The organism is Anaerococcus senegalensis JC48, from assembly GCF_000321005.1.
Lineage (GTDB): Bacteria > Bacillota > Clostridia > Tissierellales > Peptoniphilaceae > Anaerococcus > Anaerococcus senegalensis.
In genome coordinates this window covers 353,258-378,141 of the sequence record NZ_HE578907.1, presented here as the reverse complement: position 1 = coordinate 378,141, position 24,884 = coordinate 353,258, and the positions used below count along the sequence as shown (strand labels likewise).

General features: G+C 26.6%; 21 protein-coding genes and 1 pseudogene. 2 read left to right on the top strand and 20 right to left on the bottom strand.

The window, feature by feature from the left end; all coding sequences use genetic code 11:
- Nucleotides 1-42: 42 nt before the first annotated feature.
- The 7 genes from tsf to gmk form a co-directional block, all read right to left on the bottom strand.
- Nucleotides 43-714 carry a translation elongation factor Ts gene (tsf, locus tag ASHG_RS01915; RefSeq protein WP_187364734.1) on the bottom strand — a complete coding sequence of 224 codons (672 nt, stop codon included), beginning with the start codon at nucleotides 712-714 and terminating at the stop codon, nucleotides 43-45.
- Nucleotides 715-724: 10 nt separating this feature from the next.
- Complete coding sequence (gene rpsB / locus ASHG_RS01910) at nucleotides 725-1,501, bottom strand: 30S ribosomal protein S2 (RefSeq protein WP_040397153.1); 777 nt, start codon at nucleotides 1,499-1,501, stop codon at nucleotides 725-727.
- A 137-nt stretch (nucleotides 1,502-1,638) separates the two neighbouring features.
- Nucleotides 1,639-2,754: a signal recognition particle-docking protein FtsY gene (ftsY, locus tag ASHG_RS01905; RefSeq protein ID WP_040397152.1), complete on the bottom strand. Its 1,116-nt coding sequence runs from the start codon at nucleotides 2,752-2,754 to the stop codon at nucleotides 1,639-1,641.
- 9 nt (nucleotides 2,755-2,763) lie between these two features.
- Nucleotides 2,764-5,142 (bottom strand): primosomal protein N', encoded by a 2,379-nt coding sequence (gene priA, locus ASHG_RS01900; RefSeq protein WP_040397150.1) that lies wholly within the window; start codon nucleotides 5,140-5,142, stop codon nucleotides 2,764-2,766.
- A gap of 9 nt (nucleotides 5,143-5,151) precedes the next feature.
- Entirely contained in the window at nucleotides 5,152-6,324 is a 1,173-nt protein-coding gene (coaBC, locus tag ASHG_RS01895) for a bifunctional phosphopantothenoylcysteine decarboxylase/phosphopantothenate--cysteine ligase CoaBC (protein WP_040397149.1), read from the bottom strand.
- A complete protein-coding gene (gene rpoZ, locus ASHG_RS01890) occupies nucleotides 6,317-6,505 on the bottom strand; it encodes a DNA-directed RNA polymerase subunit omega (protein ID WP_040397148.1) in 189 nt (62 codons plus the stop codon). Before rpoZ ends, coaBC begins: the two co-directional genes overlap by 8 nt.
- 2 nt (nucleotides 6,506-6,507) lie before the next feature.
- Nucleotides 6,508-7,104, bottom strand: a complete 597-nt coding sequence (gmk, locus tag ASHG_RS01885; protein WP_040397146.1) for a guanylate kinase — start codon at nucleotides 7,102-7,104, stop codon at nucleotides 6,508-6,510.
- A 97-nt stretch (nucleotides 7,105-7,201) separates the two neighbouring features.
- On the opposite strand from gmk, the gene ASHG_RS01880 reads away from it, so the two are divergent.
- Complete coding sequence (locus ASHG_RS01880) at nucleotides 7,202-8,950, top strand: Rqc2 family fibronectin-binding protein (RefSeq protein WP_040397145.1); 1,749 nt, start codon at nucleotides 7,202-7,204, stop codon at nucleotides 8,948-8,950.
- 50 nt (nucleotides 8,951-9,000) lie between these two features.
- Here the strand turns inward: ASHG_RS01880 and ASHG_RS01875 are convergent, their stop codons facing one another.
- The 10 genes and pseudogenes from ASHG_RS01875 to rpiB all read right to left on the bottom strand — a co-directional run bounded on the left by ASHG_RS01875 (nucleotide 9,001) and on the right by rpiB (nucleotide 20,988).
- Nucleotides 9,001-9,282, bottom strand: a complete 282-nt coding sequence (locus ASHG_RS01875) for an HU family DNA-binding protein (protein WP_004813313.1) — start codon at nucleotides 9,280-9,282, stop codon at nucleotides 9,001-9,003.
- Between the two features lie 90 nt (nucleotides 9,283-9,372).
- Complete coding sequence (locus ASHG_RS01870) at nucleotides 9,373-10,281, bottom strand: SurA N-terminal domain-containing protein (RefSeq protein ID WP_040397143.1); 909 nt, start codon at nucleotides 10,279-10,281, stop codon at nucleotides 9,373-9,375.
- Complete coding sequence (locus tag ASHG_RS01865) at nucleotides 10,238-11,263, bottom strand: peptidylprolyl isomerase (protein ID WP_040397141.1); 1,026 nt, start codon at nucleotides 11,261-11,263, stop codon at nucleotides 10,238-10,240. The genes ASHG_RS01870 and ASHG_RS01865 overlap by 44 nt, the downstream gene beginning before the upstream one ends.
- Nucleotides 11,260-14,754, bottom strand: a complete 3,495-nt coding sequence (mfd, locus tag ASHG_RS01860; RefSeq protein WP_040398349.1) for a transcription-repair coupling factor — start codon at nucleotides 14,752-14,754, stop codon at nucleotides 11,260-11,262. The genes ASHG_RS01865 and mfd overlap by 4 nt, the downstream gene beginning before the upstream one ends.
- The gene (gene pth, locus ASHG_RS01855) at nucleotides 14,747-15,331 is read right to left on the bottom strand and encodes an aminoacyl-tRNA hydrolase (RefSeq protein WP_040397139.1); all 585 of its coding nucleotides are present in this window, start codon (nucleotides 15,329-15,331) and stop codon (nucleotides 14,747-14,749) included. Before pth ends, mfd begins: the two co-directional genes overlap by 8 nt.
- Before the next feature lie 3 nt (nucleotides 15,332-15,334).
- Complete coding sequence (locus ASHG_RS01850; RefSeq protein ID WP_040397137.1) at nucleotides 15,335-16,336, bottom strand: ribose-phosphate diphosphokinase; 1,002 nt, start codon at nucleotides 16,334-16,336, stop codon at nucleotides 15,335-15,337.
- 1 nt (nucleotide 16,337) lies between these two features.
- A complete protein-coding gene (gene glmU, locus ASHG_RS01845) occupies nucleotides 16,338-17,729 on the bottom strand; it encodes a bifunctional UDP-N-acetylglucosamine diphosphorylase/glucosamine-1-phosphate N-acetyltransferase GlmU (RefSeq protein ID WP_040397135.1) in 1,392 nt (463 codons plus the stop codon).
- A gap of 9 nt (nucleotides 17,730-17,738) precedes the next feature.
- Nucleotides 17,739-18,459 (bottom strand): annotated as a pseudogene (gene deoD, locus ASHG_RS01840) (purine-nucleoside phosphorylase).
- Between the two features lie 91 nt (nucleotides 18,460-18,550).
- A complete protein-coding gene (gene tkt / locus ASHG_RS01835) occupies nucleotides 18,551-20,545 on the bottom strand; it encodes a transketolase (protein ID WP_040397134.1) in 1,995 nt (664 codons plus the stop codon).
- Nucleotides 20,545-20,988, bottom strand: coding sequence for a ribose 5-phosphate isomerase B (gene rpiB, locus ASHG_RS01830; protein ID WP_040397132.1), 444 nt, complete (start codon nucleotides 20,986-20,988; stop codon nucleotides 20,545-20,547). Before rpiB ends, tkt begins: the two co-directional genes overlap by 1 nt.
- Nucleotides 20,989-21,161: 173 nt before the next feature.
- On the opposite strand from rpiB, the gene murC reads away from it, so the two are divergent.
- A complete protein-coding gene (murC, locus tag ASHG_RS01825; RefSeq protein ID WP_040397131.1) occupies nucleotides 21,162-22,553 on the top strand; it encodes a UDP-N-acetylmuramate--L-alanine ligase in 1,392 nt (463 codons plus the stop codon).
- On the opposite strand, the gene ASHG_RS01820 is transcribed toward murC, so the two are convergent.
- The 3 genes from ASHG_RS01820 to alr are packed head-to-tail and all read right to left on the bottom strand — an operon-like array spanning nucleotide 22,545 to nucleotide 24,884.
- Entirely contained in the window at nucleotides 22,545-23,447 is a 903-nt protein-coding gene (locus ASHG_RS01820) for a ComEC/Rec2 family competence protein (protein WP_051145859.1), read from the bottom strand. The genes murC and ASHG_RS01820 overlap by 9 nt on opposite strands.
- The gene (locus tag ASHG_RS01815) at nucleotides 23,447-23,791 is read right to left on the bottom strand and encodes a type II toxin-antitoxin system PemK/MazF family toxin (RefSeq protein WP_040397130.1); all 345 of its coding nucleotides are present in this window, start codon (nucleotides 23,789-23,791) and stop codon (nucleotides 23,447-23,449) included. Before ASHG_RS01815 ends, ASHG_RS01820 begins: the two co-directional genes overlap by 1 nt.
- On the bottom strand, nucleotides 23,781-24,884 hold the full coding sequence (alr, locus tag ASHG_RS01810; protein WP_040397129.1) for an alanine racemase: 1,104 nt from the start codon (nucleotides 24,882-24,884) through the stop codon (nucleotides 23,781-23,783). The genes ASHG_RS01815 and alr overlap by 11 nt, the downstream gene beginning before the upstream one ends.

The following is a 24,884-nucleotide window of genomic DNA, read 5'->3' as shown; positions in this document are numbered from 1 at the left end:
TTTTAAAAAAAGAAAGCCCTAGGGCTTTCTTTAAATTTATTACTAAGCATTCATTTGACTTTGAACTTCTTTAGCAAAATCTTCTTCTTTTTTCTCTAGTCCTTCACCTACTTCGAATCTAGCAAATCTTCTAATTTTAATGTTTTCACCTACACTGTTTGCTGTATCTCTTAGATATTGTTCGATTGTAAGATCCGGATTTTTAATATATTGTTGATCTAATAAGCATACATCTTTGAAATATTTTTTTAATCTACCTTCAACTTTTTTATGTGCTATCATCTCTTTTTTGTCTTCAGGCATATTATCATTAGCTTCATTCATAGCTTGTTTGATTAAAATTTCTTTTTGTTCTGCTACATCTTTTTCATCTGCATCTTCTTCAGATATATATAAAGGATTTAAAGCAGCTATATGCATAGCAATATTTCTGGCAAATTCTTTTACAGAATCAGTATTTGCTGAGAAATCTGTTTCAGTATTAATTTCAACAATAACACCAATTTTATCATTATGGATGTATGAACCTATAACTCCTTCAGCAGCAATTCTATCTGCTTTTTTATCAAGAGTTGCTTGACCTTTTTCTTTTAATAATTTGATAGCTTGATCAAGATTACCATCAGTTTCAGTTAAGGCTTTCTTACAATCCATCATTCCAGCGCCAGTTTTTTCTCTTAATTCTTTTACTAATTTTGCAGTTACAGCCATTATATCCTCCTAATTACTCTTCAATAGATTCTTCTTTATTATCTTCTACTGAATCTACAGACCCTTCTTCAGACTCTTCAAAATCTTCTTCATTTACAGAAAATTCACTACCTTGATTTCCTTCTATAACAGCATCAGCCATTAGAGAAGTTATAAGTTTTACAGCTCTTATAGCATCATCATTTCCTGGAATAGCAATGTCTACAACATCAGGATCACAGTTAGTATCTACAATTGAAATAACTGGAATTCCCAAAATTCTTGCTTCGTGAACAGCTATTTGTTCGTTTGAAGGATCTACTACAAACAATGCATCTGGTAGTTCTTCCATATCTTTAATACCACCAAGATTTTTTTCTAGTTTATCCATTTCTTTGTTATATTGTAAAACTTCTTTTTTTGGTAAAAGATCAAATGTTCCATCTTCTTCCATTGTTTCATATTTTTTTAGCTTATTTACACTATTTCTAATAGTATTGAAGTTTGTCAACATTCCACCTAACCATCTATTAGATACATAATATTGACCACATCTTTTTGCTTCTTGTTCTATTGAATCTTGAGCTTGTTTTTTTGTTCCTACAAATAAAATATTTCCGCCTTCACTTGCGATATCTCTTATTACTTCATAAGCTTTATCAATTTGATTTGATGTTTTAGCTAAATCAATAATATAGATTCCATTTCTTTCTGTGAAGATGAATTTACTCATTTTAGGATTCCATCTTCTTGTTTGGTGTCCAAAATGTACACCAGCTTCTAATAATTTTTTCATTGATACTACTGACATAATTATTTACCTCCGTTTATTTTCTTCCATCTTTTTCTACTAAATTTTAAACTAATATTAATTAGCAACGTAAAAATCTATCCAAAGATGTGCATAGTACTAAAATAATATACCATAAAACACTCTGTATTACAAGTTTATTCTATCATTGCTTTTACAAATGATTTAGAATCGAATTTTTCTAAATTATCTATACCTTCTCCAACACCAATATACTTAACAGGTACTTCTAGTTCAACTTGAAGAGGAAAAATCACTCCTCCTTTTGCCGTTCCATCAAGCTTAGTTAAAATTAAGCCTGTAATATTACATACATTTTTAAATTCTCTTAATTGACTAATTGCGTTTTGACCAGTAGTTGCATCTAAAACAAGTAGATTTTCTCTATTAGCATTATTTGCATGAGTTGATATAGTCCTGTTAATTTTTTCTAATTCATTCATCAGATTTTTTTTGTTATGAAGCCTTCCAGCTGTATCACAAATCAATATATCTGAACCATTTGATTTTGCTGCCTGAATTGCATCAAAAATTACAGCAGATGGATCTGATCCTTCTTTATGTGCTATCATTTGAGTATTTGATTCTTTTGCCCAAGATCCTAGTTGCTCTATTGCTGCAGCTCTAAAAGTATCAGCTGCTGCTAATGTAACTTTGTGTCCTTCTTTCTTCAAATTATTTGCAAGCTTTCCTATTGTTGTAGTTTTACCAACACCGTTTACACCTATAACTAAAATTACTGTCAACTTACCATCTGTTATATTTAGACTATTATCCAAATTTTTCTCATCTAATTTATTTTCCATTATCTCTTTTAATAGCGGGAAAATTTGATCTGCATTTTTTATTGATTTTTCTTTGATTTGATCTTTAAGTTCATCAACAATTTCTATAGTAGATTGCATCCCTATATCTGCAGATATAAGAATTTCTTCCAACTCTTCATATAAATCATCATCTATTTTAACATTTGCTGTAAATAGATTTTTTAATTTTGATGAAAATTGTTCACGAGTTTTAGTAAGTCCTTTAGATATCTTTTCAAAAAAACCTAATTCTTTTTCGAAATCTTCATTTATAATATTATTCTCTTCGTCTTCTTTAGATTTCGAATTTTTTTGATCATTATTTTCATTCTCAACTGTTTTTTCATCGAGAGAATTTTCTATTTTTACTTCTTCATCATTTTTTTTTAAATCTTTTTCAAGATTTTCTTCATTTTCATTCTTTTTTCTTTTAAAAAAATCAAACATTTTTTCTCCTTAATTTATATCACTTGGATTTAAAGCTATAATAATACTTGTTTTCTTGTTATTTTTAATAAAATAAGCTCTAAGTCTTACAAGAAAATTAGAAATATCTTCTAAATTTGAGTTTTTTATCTTTATAATAATATTATATCTGTATTTATTATTTATACGAGATATTTTACACGGATTTGGACCTATAATTTTTATATTATTATTTTTTTTGTACTCCAAATCTAAGTAATATTTAATTTTTTTTGAAATATCTATACATTTAATTCTAGATTCATCCAATATCTTAATTGTAATTAAATTTGTAAAAGGAGGATAATCAAAAGCCTTCCTAGCTTGCATTTCATAATTATAATAAGATTCATAATCATTTTTACTAGCAGCATTAATAACAAAATTATCAGGTTTATAAGTTTGTATTATAACATGCCCCTGTTTTTTTGCCCTTCCAGCTCTACCTGAAACTTGAGTTAATAATTCAAAACTTGTTTCATAGGCAGTATAATCATCTATATTTAATGATAAATCTGCACTAATTATTCCAACCAAAGTAACATTTTCAAAATCAAGTCCTTTAGCTATCATTTGTGTACCGATTAAAATATCAACCTTATTATCTTTCATCATTCTATACATATTATCATATGATGATTTATCTTTTGCAGTCATAGAATCCATTCTTATGATATTTGCTTTTGGGAATAATTTTTTAACTTCTTCTTCTAATTTTTCCGTTCCTGCTCCAAATTCTTTAATTTTATTAGATCCACATACTGGACAAATTTCAGGTTGGTTTTTGGTTCTTCCACAGTAATGACATACTAATTTAGATACATTTTTATGATAAGTCATTGCAACATCGCACGCCTTACACTTAACAACATAACCACAATTTCTACAAAAGGTAAATGAATTATGCCCTATCTTATTTAAAAATAAAATTACTTGCTCTTTATTTTTTAATTTATCAGTAATTTTATCATAAAGTGAGGTGCTAATCATAGAATAGTTTGAATTTTTTAATTCTTCTCTCATATCAACTATTTCTACTTTAGGCATATTACCATTTATTCTATTTTTCAATTCAAGCAATTTGTAATTTCCATTTATAGCTTTGGTCATTGTTTTTATTGATGGAGTCGCTGATGCAAAAATTAGTGTAGCTTTATTATATTTTTGTCTAAATAAAGCTAGTTCATCAGTATGAAATTTTGGATCTTGAGATGATATATAACTTTTATCATGTTCTTCATCAATTATAATTACACCTAAATTTTTAAATGGTGCGAAAATAGCACTTCTTGCTCCCACAACAATTTTCACTTCACCATTTTTAATCATTCTCCATTGCTGAAATCTTTGATTTTGTGTTAGTTTTGAATGTATTATTGCAATTTTTTGATTGAATCTTCCTTGAAATCTTTCAATTGTCTGTGGGGTTAATGATATTTCAGGTACTAATATTATAGAGTCTTTACCATTTTTTAAGTTTTCTTCTACAATTTGTAAAAAAACCTCTGTTTTTCCACTTCCAGTTACACCTTTTAGTAGGTATGCACTGTTAGGTTGATTCATAATTTTTTTTATAATTATATTTTGTTCTTTAGTTAATATCGGCTTTTTATAATTTTCAACACTATATTTTATTGATTTATTTACTTCGATTTTTTTTATATTAATAAATTCTTTTTTTATCAAAGAATCTAAAGAACTTTTACTAGATTTTGTTTTTTTTAATAATTCTTTATACTCAACATCATTATTTTTATTTAAATATTCTATTATTTCTTTTTGTTTTTTTGCATTTTCTGGGATTTTACTATAGTCAACTTTTTCTTTCAAATTAATAATATATTCGTAATTAATATTCTGATTTGAATTAATATCAAAAGCAGTATAAATTAGCCCCATTTTTTCATATTCATCTAATAAAGCTATATCAATTTTATATTTTCCAACAAGTTCATCTTTGGTAATTTTACTTTTGAATACTTTAAAATATTTATCACTATTTTTTAAATTTTCACTTGGATAATAGTATTCTTTTATTTTATGTATTTTACCTGGTGGAAGAGTCTGTTTTATACATGATCTTAGTGAAGATAAATATCTATAATTCATATAAAAAGCTAAGTCTATAAGCTCTTGATCAACTATAGCTTTTGAATCTACAATTTCTAAAATATCTTTAATTTCAAAATCTGATATTATATTTTTTACTAAATCATAAACAAAGGCAATAGTATTCTTATTGCCTTTGCCAAATGGGACTATAACTCTCATCCCTTTTTGTATTTTGTTTTCAAATTTTTTTGGTACATGATAAGTAAAAGATTTATCTAAAAATCTACTTTTACTATCAAGAATTACATTACAATACAAACTATCACCTTAAACTAGAAGATCCAATATTTTATTAGCCAATTCTTTTTTAGTCATAATATCTAATCTTTCCACCTTATCTTTTGATAAAATGGAAGCAATATTTGTATCTACATCAAATCCAGCACCTTTTTTCTTTAAATCATTAGCAATTATATAATCAGCTTTCTTAGATTCTAATTTAATTTTTGCATTTTTCATTAAATCGTCTGTTTCAGCTGCAAATCCAACCAAAATTTGATCTTTCTTTTTCATACCAAAATATTTTAATATATCAATATTTTCTATTAATTCTAGATTAAGATTGTTTCCATTCTTTTTAATTTTTTTATCGCTTACATCTCTAACCTTATAATCAGTTGGAGCAGCTGACATTATTAAAGCATTACAATCATCAAAATCTTTTTCTATTGCTTCTTTTAATTCTTTATTTGTTCTTATATTTATTTTATCTATACCGTCAGTATCTATAGGATTTACTGGTCCAGAGACTAATTTTACTTCTGCCCCTCGCTTAAAAGCTTCAATGGCTATATTATATCCCATTTTTCCACTTGATTTATTAGTTATATATCTTACATAGTCGATTGGTTCAACAGTAGGACCTGCAGATACAATGATTTTTTTACCTTTTAAATCTTTTTTTGTAAAGTAATAGTCTAAATATTTTACTATATTAACAGGTTCTTCCATTCTTCCATCACCTGTCGTATCACAAGCTAATAGACCAGAATTTGGATTAATTATATGTACTCCTCTGTCTCTTATTTTTTTTAAATTTTCTTGAGTAGCTTCATTATTTAACATATTTGTGTTCATAGTTGGAGCTACTATAATATCTTTATCACAAGCTAAAAGTGATGCACTAAGCATATTATCTGCTATTCCATAAGTCATTTTAGAAAGAGTATTTGCACTTAATGGAGCTACTAAAAATACATCTGCCCATTTTGGTAAATCAATATGATAAACTCTATCGTGGTGACCTTCAAACATATCTGAGTAAACAATACATTTACCCATAGTTTCAAATGACAAAGGACTTATAAATTCACAAGCTGCTTTTGTCATAATAATTTTTAGATTTGCACCTTCTTTTTTTAATCTAGAACATAGTTCTAACACTTTATAAGCGGCTATTCCCCCACTAACTCCTAGGAGAATATTTTTACCCTTAATCATTTTTCTTTACTTTTCCTTCCATGATTTCATGTAAAGCTTGAGTGACAGGCTTATCTTCTATATCTTTAGTTAAAAAATCTGAACCATTAACAATTCTTCTTGCTCTTTTTGCTGCCATCATGCAAATTTCATATCTACTTGAACTTATTTCTGCTAACTCTTTAAAAGATGGATTATTCATATTTACTCCTTATCAAAATTTATATCTTCTCTAATAACTCTGTGCTTTTCAGCGTTTATTATCTCATTAACCAAATTGATTGCTGAATTTAAATGATCATTAACTACTAAGTAATCGTAATTTTTAATATAAGATAACTCTTTTTTAGCATTTGACATTCTCAAATTAATGTCGCTTTCAGTTTCAGTACCTCTATTGACAATTCTATTTTTCAATTCACTAAGGCTAGGAGGCGCTAGAAAAATATATACTCCATTGTCAATATTTTTCTTAACATTCAATGCTCCTTGAACATCTATTTCCAAAATTACTATCTTACCTTCATTGATTTTTTCCTCGACAAATTCTTTTGGAGTTCCATAATAATTATCGTGAACTTTTGCATACTCCAAAAATTTATCTTCTTCAATCATTTTTTCAAATTCTTCATGAGTCTTAAAAAAATAGCTTACCCCTTCTATTTCACCAGGTCTTTGTTTCCTAGTAGTAACAGAAACTGAATAAACTAAGTTTTTTTGTGTATTCATAAGATCATGCAATACTGTCCCTTTTCCTACTCCGGACGGACCAGATATTACTAATAAAAATCCTTTTTTCATCGTGCCTCCTTATTAGTACTATTTTACTTTATGGAAAAATTTAGTTCAAGTATATTCTTCTGATATAATAGTTTATATAAAAAAAAGAGGTGATTTTATGAGTTATGATGGTTTAGTTACAAGAGCCGTAACTTACGAGATAAAAAATTTATTATTAGGAGGAAAAATTCAAAAGATAAGCCAACCTTCAAAAAATGATATTATTTTTAATATTTATTCTTTTGGAAAGAGTTATAAATTATTACTAAGCGCAAATAATAACGAAGCTAGAGTTCATATTACAAAGAAAAAATATGAAAATCCTGTAACTCCTCCAAATTTTTGTATGGTTTTAAGAAAACACTTAAGCCAAAGCAAAATAATAGAAATTGAGCAACATCAACTTGATAGAGTAATTATATTTCATATTTCATCGGTAGACGAAATGGGTTATGATGTTTCTAATAAATTAATTATTGAAATAATGGGAAAATATTCAAATATAATACTAACTGATGATAAATTTAAGATAATTGATTCTATCAAAAGAGTTAATTTTAAAATGTCATCTGTTAGAGAAATTCTTCCAGGTCTTGAATATAAATTTATAAAAAGTGACAAAATAAATATTTTAGACAAAGATTTTTCTAAAGATATACTAAAATTGGACAAAAATTTACCAGATAGTCAAATACCAAAAAAAGTTATTTATGAAAATTACTTGGGCTTCTCTCCTACTATAGCCAAAGAATTATTGTATAGATCTAATATCGATCCTAGAATAAATTGGGGTCTCATAAGTGAAGATGAAAAACTCATTTTAAATAATAACTTATACGAACTAAGAGATGCTTTAATAAATAATAGATATAGACCAAGTTTATATAAAAATAAGAAAAAATATAAGGAATTTTATTCTTTTGAATTAAAATCTTTAGGTTTTGACAAAGATAAATACGAATCCATAAGTGAGGCTATTGAAAATTTCTATGAGTATAACAGGTCAAATGATAGGCTAAGCCAAATAAAAAATAATATAGAAAGAAAAATTAATGGACAAATAAAATCTGTAAAGAAAAAAATTCAAATTTTAAATAAAAATATTTCTAAAGAAAATTCTATGGACATTTATAGAAAAAAAGGAGACATATTAGCTGCAAATATTAATAAAATAAATAAGGGTGATAAGGAAATTAATCTTAGCAATTTTTATGATGAAAATAAAAATATTAAAATCAGCTTAGATGATAAAAAAAATCCTTGGGAAAATGTAGATAACTACTATAAAAGATATAAAAAGATAAAAAATTCTATTGACTTTGCTAAAATTGACCTTCCTAAGCAAAATGAATATTTAGATTACCTAAATCAAATGGCAGATTTTGTAGAAAGAAGCGAAAGTATTAAGGATTTAGATGAGATAAGAGATGAGTTAATCGACAATAACATAATAAAACGTACAAGTAAAAATAAAAATAAAAACAAATCTAAATCAAAACCTATGCAATTTAAAACTGTTGATAACAGTGATATTTATGTAGGAAAAAACTCAAGGCAAAATGATTACATTACTTTAAAATTAGCAGGAAAAAATGATTATTTCTTCCATGTAAGAAATGCTCCAGGAAGCCATGTTATATTAAAAACTACCGAACTCAATGAAAAAGATATAAAAGTCGCATCATATTTAGCAGCAAAAAATTCTTCCCAAACTAAATCTTTAAAAGTAGATGTTGATTATACCAAAAAAAAGAATGTAAACAAAGCAAAAGGAGCCAAACTTGGTATGGTTTATTACGAAAACTTTAAAACCATAACTGTAGATATGGAAACTAATCCTGATAAACTATATAAAAAAATAAAATAAGATACAAAAAAGCCCAGCTTAGCTGGGCTTTTAAAATGTATAAGTAAAAATTATTTATTATTAACAGCTTCTTTAAGAGTTTTTCCTGCTTTAAATACTGGAGCTTTTGATGCTGGTATTTTGATTACTTCATCAGGTTTTCTAGGATTTCTTCCTTCTCTAGCTTTTCTGTCTCTTGTTTCAAATGTTCCAAATCCTACAAGTTGAACTTTTTCTTCTTTTTGTAAAGATTCAGTAACTGTTTCAATAAATGCATTTAAAGCTCTTTCTGCTTCAACTTTTTTAAGTCCACTTTTTTCTGAGATATTAACTAATAATTCTGATTTATTCATATATCCTCCTTATAAATCAATCTTTATCTTATTTTCTGCTTAACTCTAAATTAGATTATACATATAAATTTTATTTATTTCAAGCAATTATCAAATAAAAAGCTTGATATTTGAGTTTTTTATAAGTTTTTTTAAATACTTTTCATATTCATCTTCTAGATAAATTTTCTTAGCATCAAATAATAGATCTCTTTTATTATTATTTATAGAATTTATCATCAAAATAACATATGAGTCTTTGTATTTAAATACCTTACTTATTTGATCTGTCTTTTTTACAGAAGATAACTTTAATACTTGATTATCACAATAGACAAAATCTGACCTATAAACATCAAAATTTCTAACTTTTGAATTTAAATACTTCCTAAACATTTGTGAATTCTTTATATTAGATCGAACTTTTATAGCTTCTGACTCATCATCAAATATTAAGCAATCATATTTATATTTTTTTTGTAAGCTCTCATTCTCCTTAAAAAAATCTAGAATTTCTGAATCTTTAATATTATTGTTATTATAAAAATATTCCCTATGCTTTTTTCTTATAGAATCTCTAAAAGTTATCTCATCAAACTCATCTTGGCTAGCACCAAATGATTTTACATTTTCTAATAAAGAATCTTTTGTTAGAGATTTCTTACTTAAATCATCTATTATTTCAAGTGAATCGTTTTTGCTAATTTTTATTTTATTTTTTTTTAGATCATTGAGCATTACTTGATCTTGAATCAAAGAATCCAAAAGCTTTTTTTCTAATTTTTTATAATTGGCATTACCTTTCTTAGAATCCGTGTCTAAAAAATTTTCTCCATATTTTTTTATATAAAATTTTTGGTAATAGCTTAGCTCTTTTTCATAAAGCTTTTTTGTTATCACTTCGTTATCTATAAGAGCTACGCTATTATCTTTGTCTACTTTTTTTGAACAAGATGCTAAATTAAAACATAATAAACTAATTATTACTATTAGTATTTTCTTTTGTGTTTGAACTTTCATTATTAATTGGTTCTGTTGTTTTTGTATCCTTTTTTGGATCTTTCTTTTGAGGACCATCTTCAGTCACTACATTTGCTTTATTAAATAATTTTGTCAAATAATCAGAATACTTCTTATCATTTAATGCTTTTGATATATCATCTTTTAAAGAATCTGCAGTATCTTTCTTATCATCAACTTTTATTATATGATAACCATATGAAGTTTTTACAGGTTCTGAAACTTCACCTTTTTTCATGCTAAATGCTTTATCTGCAAATTCTTTAACCATCTTATCTTTTGTAAAATATCCTAAATCTCCACCTTTATTTGAGTTTGCAGTATCTTTAGAATATTCTTTTGCAAGCTCAGCAAAATCTGCACCATCATCTATTTTTTTCTTAACTTCGTTAGCAGTATTTTCATCAGCTACTAAAATATGGCTTGCTTTAACTTGTGCTAGTGTCTCTTTATGTTGATCAAAATATTTCTTAGCATCTTTATCACTTACAGGATGTTTTTTCTCAAACCAATCTCTATGTTTTTGGTAAATTTGATCTTTTTTTATTGTTTCTTTAAATTTATCACTGCTCATATTATAATCTTCAAGCATTTTATCAAATTTTTCTTGACCACCAAATTGTTGTATATATTGTAAAAATTTATCATCTAATTCTTTATCATCAACTTTTACATTATTCTTTTTCATATCATCTGCTATAAGTTTATCTTGAACTAGCATTTGAACAATTGAAGGTTTTAGTTGTTGTTGACTAGCAAGCATAGCTGAATAAAAACTCATCTCATCTTTATAAGAATCTTTTGTAATCTTATCTCCACCTACAATTGCTACTGCATCATCTGGTAGATTTTCTTCCTTAGCAGATTCACTTGTTTGAGTTTCATTTGAACCATTTTCTTTTTTATCCTTAGCTTTATCATTAGCACATGCACTAAATAAAAAGCTTGTAGCTAAAACTAAGGCTATTATTTTTTTATTCATTTTGTCTCCTTAATATTTTTAATAACTTTTAATAATTCGTAACAATCTAGCAATTTTGTACTTTTATTAGGTAATTTAAATGATGGATTTTCGGATAAGTCAAAAGCTAATTCCCCATTATAATCTTCATTGATACGAGATAATTCTTCGAAAGAAAATTTACTTTTATCTTTATAGGAAATTTTTACTTCATTTTTAATTTCTCTAATATCTTCAAATCCTAACTTATCTGCCAAAGATTTAATTAATGATACATACATAATGTTATCAACCATAATAGGAATATCTCCATATCTATCAATTAAATCCTCAACTAATATACTATAATCATCCAAATTTTCTATGCTAGATATTCTTTTATAGATTTGAATTTTTTGGCTAGGATCTTCAATATAAGATTCAGGTATAAATGCATTAACCTTTAGATCTATATAAACATCATTAAAATTAAGTGAATCAATATCTTTTCCACTAGCCTTATCAACAGCTTGTTGCAAAAATTTTACATATAAATCGTATCCTATTGCTTCTACTTGACCACTTTGACTTTCTCCTAAAATATTTCCGGCACCTCTAAGCTCTAAGTCTCTCATAGCAATCTTATAACCACTACCAAAATCAGAAAAATCTTTTATAGATTTTAGACGCTTTTCACCTATTTCAGTTAAAACTTTACCTTTGGCATAAGTAAAATATGCATAAGATGATCTTGACGAACGACCTATTCTACCTTTTAATTGATAAAGTTGGCCAAGTCCCATCATGTCAGAATCATAAACTATAATTGTGTTTACATTTTGTATATCCATACCAGTTTCAATTATTGTAGTAGCAAGCAATATATCAATTTCACCATTAACAAAATCTTCCATAATTTTTTCTAGACTCTTCGCAGACATCTGTCCATGAGCAATCTCAATTTTAGCTTTTGGAGTTAATAATTTAAGATGATTATATATTTTTTCTATATTATAAACCCTATTATATACAAAATAAACTTGTCCATTTCTATCAAGCTCTTTTTCAATAGCTCTTTTGATAATTGAAAAATCGTACTCTAATACGTAAGTATTAACTGGTAGTCTTCTTTGAGGTGGTTCATCGAGTGTAGACATATCTCTAATGCCAGTTAAAGACATTTGTAATGTTCTAGGAATAGGCGTTGCAGATAAGGTTAAAACATCTATATTTTCTTTTAATTTCTTTAATTTATCCTTATGTCTTACTCCAAATCTTTGTTCTTCATCTATAATTAATAGACCTAATTTTTTAAACTTTATATCTTTTGATAATAATCTATGAGTTCCAACAATTATATCAACTTTTCCAGATTTTAAATTATGAATATATTTATCTTGATCTTTTTTACTTACAAATCTTGATAACATTGCACAATCAATGGGAAAATCTTTAAATCTTTCTTGCATAGTTTTAAAATGTTGACGAGCTAGAATAGTTGTAGGTACTAAAAAACAAACCTGATAACCATCCATTACTGCTTTAAAAGCAGCTCTTAAAGCTACCTCAGTTTTTCCATAACCTACATCCCCACACAACAACCTATCCATAGGCTTTATATCTTCCATATCAGATTTTATTTCTTTTATTGATCTTAATTGACTATCAGTCTCTTCGTAGATAAAAGAATCTTCAAATTCATTTTGCCATGTAGTATCTTTACTAAAAGCATGTCCTTTAGCTTTTGATCTTTTGGCATAAAGCTCAACAAGATCATCAGCTATCTCATCAACTGCTTTTTTTGCTCTTTGCTTAGCTTTTTTCCATTGATTGCTACCCAATGATGAAACTTTAGGCTTATCACCCTTATTTCCAATATATTTGCTTACCAATTCCATTTGATCAATAGGCACAAAAACTTTATCATTCCCTTGGTATTCTATAACAAAATAATCCTTTTTCGTATTGTTTACTTCAATTTGTGTTATTCCCTTATATATACCTATTCCATTATTTTCATGAACGACATAATCACCAATTTCTATGTCTGAATAATTAATTATGTCTCTAGCATTTAGAGCTTTTTTTCTTTTTTTCTTATAATTATGTTTTTCTTTTCCAAAAATATCTTTATAAGAGAATACATTTACTTTATAATCAGTAAAAATATAACCAGTAGACAAATTTTTATCGGTTAATATAAGATCCTTTTTATTATCATTATCTTCAAATTCTGTTGAATAATTAAAAATATTATTTTCATCAAAAATATTTTTTATATTTTCAAAAGATTTTTTGTCAGATGTAAAAATATAAGCCTTTTCTTTATTTTTTAAAATATTTTTAATTGTATCTACAAAATAATTTACATTCTTATTGAAGTTTTCTTGCTCTATTGATTTTAATTCAATTATTTTCTTCGCTTTTATAATTTCGTTATTTTTTAATAAACTAGAAGAATTTATAACAGGATAAGATTTTATATTTGTAAGTATTTTATTGAAATCAATTTTTATATTTTTAAAACTTGAAAAAACTTCACCACTTTCAATTTGATTTGTTAAATCTAAATTAAATTTGTCTCTAATATTCTTAAAATTTTCTATTGCTCTATTAAGATCTTGAAAAATGAAAATTGAATCTTCATCAATATAATCAAAAAAACTACTGTAATTATCGATTCTATATGGAGTAATTAAATCATCATTAGCTATATATAAGCTATCTTTTAAGTATGATATTATTTGATTATATTTATCTTTTAATTTATTAAGACCTAGATTATTAGATATATTATCTATTTCTTTATTAATCAATTTTATAGTATTCTCATAATCAGATTTTTCATAAATTAATTCTTTACTTGGTCTTACCAAAATTTCATTTATATTTCCTAAAGATCTTTGGCTATCTTTATCAAAAAATCTAATTGAATCTATTTCTGTATCAAATAATTCAATTCTTATTGGATTTTCATATTCAATTGGCCAAAAATCAATTATAGATCCTCTAATAGAAAATTCTCCTTTTGATTCAACCAATTTTGTGAATTCATAATTTAATTCTATAAAATCATTTTTTAGTTCTTTAATTTCAATTTCATCATCAATATTTATTTTAAAAGATTTTTTTTCAAATATTTCTTTTGTTGTTAATTTATTTCTTAAAGCATCTAAAGTTGTAGTTATTATAAGATTATCTTTATTTATGATTTTTGTTAATACTTCAAGTCGATTAATTTGATTATTTTTTTCTAAGTTTTTTATATTATAGAAATTTATTTCTGTAGAAGGCAAATATAAACACTTATCCTCAACTAAGGAATTTATATCTTCACACATATTTTGTGCATTTTTTTCATCTTCACAAATAATTACTATAGGTTTATTTATTTTTTTATATATTGTTGCAAATACGTGTGATTTACTTTGGTCAGTTAATCCATGTAGAAATACAGGTGAAATTTTTTTATAATTTTCAATTATATCTTTTACTTGACTTATATTATAAATTTCATCTATAAGATTACTCATTATTTTCAACTAACCTTTTTGAATTATATATACTCATTGCTTTTTCTATACCTTCTTCTATTATCATTTTGATAGCATCACCAGCTAAGATAACTTCATCTTCAATAATTTTTGCTTCTTCTTTAGAAAATCCACTTAAAACAAAATTAGCCAAATCCATATATTCTGGTTTTTTGCCAACTGATACTTTTATTCTTGGAAAATCATCAAAATTTAAATTATAAATAATTGATTTCATTCCATTATGAGTACCAGCTGATCCTTTTTTTCTTATCCTAATTGAACCAAAATCAATATCGATGTCATCAAAAATGACAATTAATTTATCGTGATCAAAATCAAAATAGTTAAATATTTCTCTTAATGCTTCTCCTGAATTATTCATATATGTTTGAGGTTTTACGAGCATAATTTTTTGGCCAGAAATTACTCCCTGGCCAATTAAAGATTTGAATTTAATTTTTCTTACATCTATATCATATTTTCTTGCTAAATAATCAATTGTTATAAATCCAGCATTATGTCTTGTATTCTCATATTTCAATCCAGGATTGCCTAATCCTACAATATAATACATATATTATTTCTCATCATCAAATAAACCACTTATTGATTCATTTGTATTAATTCTATTGATGGCTTCTGCCAATAATGGAGCAATGGACATTTGTTTTATTTTTTTTATTTTCTTTTCTTCAGGTAATTTTATTGTATCAGTAATTACTACTTCTTTTACACATGAATTTTCTAATTTTTCACAAGCATTTGAACTTAACACACCATGAGTTGCAGCAATTGAAACATCTTTTGCACCATGTTCTTTTAAATAGTTTGCTGCATTACAAATTGTTCCTGCTGTATCAATCATATCATCAACTAAGATACAATGTTTACCTTCAAAATCTCCAATAACATTCATAACCTCAGAAACATTTGGTCTTGGGCGTCTTTTTTCAATTATTGCAATGGTTAATTTTAAAGAATCAGCAAAGTTTCTTGCTCTAGTCACACCACCTAAATCTGGACTTACTACAACATACTCATCAGGATTATTAAATGCTTCTTTAAAATGAGATGAAAGTAGTTTTACAGCTGAAAAATGATCTACAGGTATATCAAAATATCCTTGTATTTGTCCAGCATGAAGATCCATGGTGATAACTCGATCTGCTCCTGAAACCGCAATCAAGTTTGCAACAAGTTTAGCACTAATAGGCTCTCTACCTCTTGTTTTTCTATCTTGTCTTGCATATCCATAATATGGGACAACAACATTTACATATTTTGCAGAAGCCCTTCTACAAGCATCTGTCATAATAAGTAATTCCATTAAATTATCATTTGTTGGATATGAAGTCGGTTGGATAATATAAACGTCTTTACCTCTAACAGCTTCATTTATTTTTATATTAATTTCACTATCAGCAAATTTTTTAACTTCTACTTTTCCTAATTCAAGTCCCAATGAACTTGCAACTGCTTGTGCCAATTCTGGGTTAGAATTTCCAGAAAATAATATCATTTCTCCCCTATTAATAATTTCTCCCCTATCAATATGTGATGAATCTCTACATTCACTCATTTTATTTTTGCTCCTTTAATTTTTCTAAATCTCTTTTTTTCTTTTTTTCTACATAACCAGATATATTTTTTTGCTCTGCTCTTTCAATTGAAAGAACTCCCTCATCTACATCATTTGTAATTGTAGATCCTGCAGCAATATACCCTTCTTTTTTTACATGAACTGGTGCCACTAAATTAGAATTTGAACCTATAAATGCTCCATCCTCTACATTTGATCTATGTTTAAATTTACCATCATAGTTTACAAAAATAACTCCACATCCAACATTTATATCTTTACCTAAATCAGCATCTCCTATATATGCAAGATGTCCAGCTTTTGTACCTTCATCAACATTAGCATTTTTAACTTCAACAAAATTTCCAATATGAACATTTTTTCCTAATTTTGCTTTAGGTCTTAAATGTGAAAATGGACCTATATCAGTGCCTAGATCAACAAAAGATTTTTCAATTACAGAATTATCTATTTTAACATTATTTTTAATTATAGAATCTTCAATTCTAGAAGATCCTTCAATTATACAATTTTCTCCTATTTCTGTATCACCTAAAATTTTACAAGGCCCTGAGATTATAGTATCTTTACCAATTTTAACATCTTTTTCAATATTTACTATACTAGGATTTTCTATAATTACACCATTTAACATATGGTATTCGTTAATTCTTTCTCTTAATAATTTAGCTGCATAAGCTAATTCTTTTTTATTATTAATACCATAAAATTGATCAGGATCACAAGCTACAAAAGATTCAACTTTCTTACCATCTTTGTTTAAAATTTCAATACAATCTGTTAAATAGTATTCATTAGAACTATTATTTGTATCAATTTTTTTCAAAGATTCTTTTAAATCTTTTCCCTTAAATGCATAGATTCCAACATTTATTTCATTGACTTTTTTCTCATCTATATTTGCATCTTTTTCTTCTACAATCTTTTGAAACTTATCATTTTTCCTAATTATCCTTCCATATCCTGTAGGATTTTCTATTTTTGTAGACATAACAGTAAGATTATTATCATTTTCTTTATGAAATTTAATAAAATCCTCTAAAGATTTTTTTGTTATAAGTGGAATATCACCGTTTAAAATAAGACAATCATCATTATCTTCAATTAAGTCTATTGCCATACTTACTGCATAAGCTGTACCATATGGAAAATCATCCCCAATTTTTTGTTCCTTTATTTCAAGTTCGGGAAATTTTTCTTCTAATAAACTTTTATTTTTTCCACCAATTATTATAGTGTTAGAATTTTCGAATGAACAAGCATCAACTATATATGTGATAAGTTCTCTATTTAAAATTTTAGTCATAACTTTAGAGGTATTAGATTTCATCCTAGTACCTTCTCCAGCTGCAAGTATTATATTTTTTAACATCTATACTCCTTATTCTGGTGCAATTTCTAGTGCGAGAGTCATCATTTGAGTGTATGCACTTTGCCTATCTTCTGCACTATCTGCTTCATTTGAAACTAAGGAATCACTAATTGTAAAAACTCCTAATGCTTTTTTTCCGTATTTTCTAGCCACTGTAAATAGTCCATATGATTCCATTTCTACACATAAGACTCCATATTTTTGTAAGTTTTCAAAAACTTTTGGTTCCATCTCATTATAAAATTGATCTGAAGAATGTACTTGGCCACAATGAGTAATATATCCTAAATCTTGACTTTTTTTTGTAAGCCTCTAATAGTAGATTGAAATCTGGTGTAGGTGAAAAATTAATATTTCCAAATAAATTATCATTAATTGAAGATTCACTACATGCACTTGTTGCAAGAACTATATCGTGTAATTTAATATTTTCTTGCATACTTCCAGCACTTCCAATTCTTATTATTGTTTCAACATCATAGAAATTAAATAATTCATTGAAATATATCATTGATGATGGAATTCCCATTCCACTACCCATCACTGAAATTCTTTTACCTTTATAGTATCCAGTATATCCATACATTCCTCTAGTTTCAGTAAATTGAGTAACATCATCTAGGAAATTTTCTGCTATATATTTAGCTCTTAGAGGATCTCCTGGCATCAAAACAGTATTTGCTATTTCATCTTTACTTTTTGCTGAAATATGTGGTGTTGGTATTGTCATAATCACTCCTTATTAAATATTTCTAGTAATATGATATCACTTTTTAATTTATTTTAAAAATAAATAGGCAAGTAAATACTTGCCTATAAATCTAATTAAATTTTTGTAAATATTTTCTAGAAATTTCTTCTTTGGTAAAACCTAATTCTTCTTTTACGTCTTTAAAGTTTCCAGAAATTCCAAATCTATCAATGGAAATATTTAACCCATTATCTCCAGTAAATTCACTCCATCCAAAGGATGTTGCCATTTCTATAGATACTCTATTTGTAATTTCTTTTGGAAGAATTTTTTGTTTATAATCATCGTCTTGCATTCTAAATAATTCCATTGAAGGCATAGAAACAACCCTAACATCTATGTTAGATTTTTTCAATTCTTCTTTTGTTTCTAAAGCTAATTCAACCTCACTACCTGTTGCAATTATAATACCATCTGGAGTTTCTTTTTCAGAATCTGATATTATATATGCTCCTTTAGAAATATCTTTCAAATCTTTTGTTCCTTCAAGATTTTTAACATTTTGACGTGTAAGGGCAATTACGACTGGTGAATCTTTGCTTTCTAAAGCAATTTTCCAAGAAAGTCTAACCTCGTTAGCATCAGCCGGTCTTAACATAATTGCATTTGGAATTGATCTAATCATAGCCAATTGTTCTATTGGTTGGTGTGTTGGTCCATCTTCTCCAACTGCAACTGAATCATGTGTAAATACATATGTTACAGGAATATGTGAAAGGGAAGAAATTCTAAGTCCTGCTTTTAAATAATCTGAGAATACAAAAAATGTAGATACATGATGGAATGTACCACCGTGTGCAACTATTGCATTTGCAATAACGCTCATCGCAAATTCTCTTACACCATACCAAACATTTCTTCCTTCAGGATTTTTATCTGAAAATCTTTCACTATCTTTTATATTTGTCTTATTTGATGAGAATAAATCAGCACTTCCACCCCAGAAATTTTTAGTAACTTTAGCTATATCTTGAATTATTTCTCCTCCTGAAGCACGAGTAGCTAAACTATCATCTTCTGGTGAGTATTTTTTAACTCGATCAATCCAATTTTCAGATAATTTTCTCTCAAATCCACTTATATATTCTTTGTATTCTTCAGGATATTTTTCTTTGTACTCATTTAATAAATTTTCCCAATTGGAATAAGCTTTCTCACCATTTTTGATTATATTTTCTTTGAAAATATCATATACATCATCTGAAATTTGGAAATCTTCATCTTGCCAATTATAAGCTTTTTTAACCTCTTCAAAATCTTCTTGTCCAATTGGAGCACCATGAACCTTATTTGTACCTTGGTTTTTAGAACCAAATCCTATAATAGTTTTTACTTCTATAAATGTAGGTCCATTTGTATTTTCTTTTGCATTTTCTATTGCCTTATAAATTTCTTCAAGATCATTACCATCAGAAACTTTTATATAATTCCAATTTTGAGCTTTAACTCTTTGTTCAATATTTTCAGAAAATGATGTATTTAGATTTCCATCAAGACAAATATCGTTTGAATCATGAAGAATAATTAATTTATTTAGATTTAAATGACCAGCTAGTGACATTGCTTCATATGAAATTCCTTCCATAAGATCTCCATCACCACATATTGCATAAGTATAATGATCAACGATTTTATAATTTTCTTTATTATATATAGCAGAAAGGTGTTTTTCAGCCATAGCGAAACCAACTGCATTAGCAATTCCTTGTCCTAATGGTCCAGTTGTTACTTCAATACCATCAGTATGCTTTCTTTCAGGATGTCCTGGCGTTTTTGAACCAATTTGTCTAAAGTTTTTTAAGTCTTCTATACTTAAATCATATCCAGATAAATGTAATAGAGAATATAGCATTGCAGAACCATGGCCTGCAGATAAAACAAATCTATCTCTATTATGCCAATTACTCATTTTTGGATTTACATTCATTATTTTATTCCACAAAACATAAGCCATAGGACTTGCACCCATAGGAAGACCTGGATGACCACTATTTGCTTTTTCTATTTGTGCAACTGATAAACATCTTATTGCATTTACAGCCTTTTTATCTATATCATTAAACATTAATTTTTCTCCTCTATTTCTGTAATTTTTTCTACTCTATTACTATGTCTTCCACCTTCAAACTTAGTGTTTGCAAAAACTTCTACTATCATTTTTGCAACTTCTGATCCAATAACTCTTGATCCGAAACATAATACATTACAATTATTGTGAGCTCTAGACATTTTTGCTGAATATACATCAGAAACACAAGCTGCTCTAATTCCTTTAAATTTATTTGCAGCAAGACTCATTCCTAATCCTGTTCCACAAATTAAAATTGCAAAATCAGATTCATTAGATAAAACTTTCTCACAAGCTTTTTTAGCAAAATCTGGATAATCACATGAATCTTTTGTATATGTTCCAACTTTTTCAACTTCGTGACCGAGTTCTAAAAGTTTTTCTTCAACACTATCAACAAGATCTATTCCACCATGATCATTACCTATTATATATTTCATTAATAACCTCTCTAACTATTGTTTATAAATAAAGATTATCATTTTAAACTATCAATGTCAATTTTAGAAATACTATATTTTTTTAATTTTAAATTAATTGTTTCAATGGTTATACTACTTTTATTATGGTATAATATTTTATTGATATAAACTTTAGTTTAAAAGGAGAATAAATGTTTGAATTTAATTTAAATGATCATAGATATAAAAACATACACATGATAGGAATTGGAGGAATATCAATGAGTGGTATAGCAATCCTATTAAATAATAATGGTTATAATGTTACAGGTTCTGATTTGTCAATTTCTGAAACTAGTAAACATTTAGATAAAAATGGAATAAATTATGTAATTGGTCAAAGAAAAGAAAACATAAAGAATCCTGATTTAGTTATATATACAGACGCTATTTCTGATGATAATGAAGAATTAATAGCTGCAAGATCCTTAGGTGTGCCTGTCGTAACTAGAGGAGTTTTCTTAGGCGGTTTAATGAAAAATTACAAAAATTCTATCGCAGTATCTGGATCTCATGGTAAAAGTACAACAACTAGTATGATTTCTAAAATTTTAATGAATTCTACCAAAAATCCTACTATTTTATTGGGTGGAGATTTAGATGAAATTGAAGGTAATGTCCATGTAGGAGATAAAGAAATTCTTGTAACTGAAGCTTGTGAATATAAGGGAAATATTAGATATTATTATCCTTCTATTGGAATAATTTTAAATATAGATGAAGATCACCTTGATTACTATAAGGATTTAAATGACATAGTAGAAACTTTCAAAAATTATTTAAAAAATCAAGATGAAAATTCAAAAACTATATTAAATTTAAATGAAGAAAATAATAAGCTTGTTATCGACTCTGTTCAAGGAGAACTTATTACTTATGGACAAGAAAATCCAAATGCAGATTATAACGCTACTAACATAACTTTTAATAAAGATGGGAAACCAAGATTTGATTTAATTATGAAAGATGGTAGTATTGAACATTTTGAATTGTCAATATTAGGACGACACAATATTAATAATGCATGTGCAGCAATAATTTCTACTCTAGAAAGTGGAGTTGATATTAAAACAATAAAAAATTGCATACAATCTTATAAGGGATTAGAAAGAAGAATGCAACTAATGGGTAATGTTGAAGGATGTAAAATTATTTTAGATTATGGTCATCATCCTTCAGAAATTCAAGTTAATTTAAGTGCTCTTTCTGAACATACTAAAGGAAATTTGATATGTGTATGGCAACCACATACTTACACTAGAACTAAAAGATTATTCAATGAATTTGTAAATTGTTTTGATGATGCAGATGAGATAATAATTACTGACATTTTCGCAGCTAGAGAGCCTTTTGACCCTAGTATATCAAGCAAGGATATTGTTGATGCCTTAATTAAAAATGGAAAAAAAGCTAAATATTTGCCAACTTTTGATCAAGTAAAAGACTATATTCTTTCAGATATTAAAAAGGATGATCAAGTAATAGTAACTGGTAGTGGAGATTCTGATAAATTAGCAAAAATGATTGCAGGAATCTCAGAATAAAAAATAGCAAGATAAGCGTAAGTTTATCTTGCTATTTTTGTTGCTTTTATTAGTATTTACTTTTATTTTATTACCATCACATTTTATTGTAATATCTCCATCTATATCAGTTCTAAGAAATTTAATATTTTTATTATTTAAAAGTTTTAAAACTCTATTTGATGGATGTCCATACCTGTTATTATTTCCAACAGAAATAATTGCTAATTTTGGATCAACTTCTTCTAAAAATTCATTTGATGTTGAATATTTACTACCATGATGACCAAGCATTACTACATCACTTTTTAAATTAAAACCACTATAAATTAATTGATTTTCAATATTTATACTAGCATCACCTGTAAATAAGAATGACATATTACCATGAATTAATTTTAAAATTATAGAATTATCATTATCAATACCATTTTTATATTCATTTGGCCATAATATTTTTATTCTTGCATCTGAAATATTAAAGTTATCTCCCTTTTTGGGATAAATAATATTTGCTTTAGATTTTTTCAAGCTATTTTTGAATGATTTATATATTTTAGTATCTTTTTTATAATCAGGACACAAAACATTTGATACTTCGAAATTCTCAAGAATTGAAATTAAACCTGAAATATGATCTTCATCATAATGGCTTACTATCATATAATCTATTTTTTTTATATTTTTATTCTTTATAAAATTATAATAATATCTACTGTTAGACCTATTCCCTCCATCAATTAGGATATTCTTGTTATTAGTCTTAATTAAAACAGCATTTCCTTGCCCTACATCTATGTAATAAATTTCTAATTCTTTTAAATTTTCTTTTTTTTCTTCTTTTGAATATATTAATAGAAAAACTAGTAGAATTGATAATAAAACAATTATAATGTTTTTTATTATTATCTTCATTAATCTAATCCTACAGAAATAGCTATAGCAGCATCTATTTTTAACATAATCGACTTATCAAAAGATCCTAATTTATCTCTCAATCTTCTTTTATCAATTGTTCTTAACTGTTCTAATAAAGCTACGCTATTTTTAGGTAAACCAAATTTATTTCCACTTAAAGCTACATGAGTTGGTAATTTTGATTTTTTTAACTGACTAGTAACAGGTACAACAATAATTGTTGGAGAATATTTATTTCCCATATCATTTTGTACAACTATTACAGGGCGCACTCCTCCCTGTTCGCTTCCTACGACTGGAGAAAGATCAGCATAAAATAAATCTCCCCTTTTAACTTTCATTTTCATCTCCTAAAATTTTATTATTAATTTTGTAAATTCTAGGAACTCTATTTGAAATTGAAGTCATTAATTCATAAGCTATAGTATTTATTTTTTTTGCTTCCTTATATATGTCTGGATATAGAGTAATATAATCACCAATCTTACAATCAATATCGCTGACATCAATCATAATTTGATCCATACAAACTCTTCCAATAACTTTAGTTAATTTACCATTTACTAAAACTTCTCCGATATTAGAAAATGATCTTTTAAATCCATCTGCATATCCAACTGCAACAGTTGCAACTTTCATATCTTTTGGTGCAACAAAAGTTCTACCATATGAAATACTTGTTCCTTTTTCCACATTTTTAACAAAAGATACTTGAGCTTTGAATTCAAAAGCCTGAGATAATTTTATTTCTGAAACTTCTTTTATATAATCAGATGGATAAATTCCATAAATTCCAATTCCAAGTCTAAGTAAATCTGATTTAAAATTATATTCCATAGAAGCTGCTGTATTAGCAATATGAATCAACTTTAAATTAAAATCATCTTTTATCTTATCTATTATGTAATTAAATTTTTGATATTGTATCTTTGTATATGATGTATCTTTTTCATCTGCAGTAGCAAAATGAGAAAAAGCACCAATAAAATTAAAATTTTCTAATTTTTTTAATTCTTTAATTTTATCTATTTCAAAGTCTCTAAATCCTAGCCTTGTGTGACCAGTATCTAAAATAATATGACAATTAATTTGACTATCTAGACTTTTATTAATTTTTTTAGCATAATCTAAGTCATAAATTCCTACATCAATATTTAATTTATTACACTCTTTATACTTATCTAAAGGTAAGTATCCTAAAATTAGTATAGGTTTTTCTATGCCATTTTCTCTCAAATTTTTAGCTTCTTTAAATTGAGCCACAGCTATATAATCTATTTGATCATCAATATATTTTGCAATTTCTAAAGCACCTAGTCCATAACCGTTTGCTTTTAAAACAGCGCATGTTTTTGAATCTTTAGATTTTTCTTTTATTAATTTTATATTATTGTATATCTTGTCTAAATCAACTAACAAATAATTTTCTTGCAT